This window comes from uncultured Virgibacillus sp. (genome assembly GCF_947495635.1).
In the GTDB taxonomy this organism is placed as follows: Bacteria; Bacillota; Bacilli; order Bacillales; family Amphibacillaceae; genus Virgibacillus; species Virgibacillus salarius.
Map to the genome: position 1 here is coordinate 1 of NZ_CANMAB010000233.1, position 461 is coordinate 461.

Genomic DNA, 461 nt, shown 5'->3' on the forward strand with positions numbered 1-461 from the left:
AACTCCTCCCATAATGATTTCGAAAGTTCTTCACCACCTACAAGAAGCGCTTTTATTCCCATTAGTGCGTCCGTAAAGGAATCATTCTCCAGCAACATCTTGACCCGCGTCGGCGTACTCTGCATGACATCAACCTGATGTTTCGTCATTACCTTCGCTAGCTTTTCGCCTTCTCTCGTCTCTTCCTCCTTGGCCATCACAACCGTTAATCCTTGCGTTAGCGGTACAAACGTTTCTAAACCAAAGATATCGAAAGATACCGTGGTTAAACAGAGAATCCGTTCATAGCTTCCTAGATTGGTTTCGTGCATAACACCATAGATGAAGTTAGTCACCTGTTGATGCTCAACCATCACTCCTTTTGGAGTTCCAGTGGAACCAGATGTATAAATTACATACGCCAATTGATGACAGTCGATAGCAAGATCTAGATTTGTGGATAGACCTTGATAGAAATCTTC

Annotated in this window: 1 protein-coding gene; it reads right to left on the reverse strand. The window is 43.2% G+C overall.

Annotated features, from left to right (window positions below):
- Positions 1-461 (reverse strand): AMP-binding protein (locus tag Q1A47_RS20625; RefSeq protein ID WP_299632766.1); only part of this gene is annotated, 461 nt, incomplete at both ends.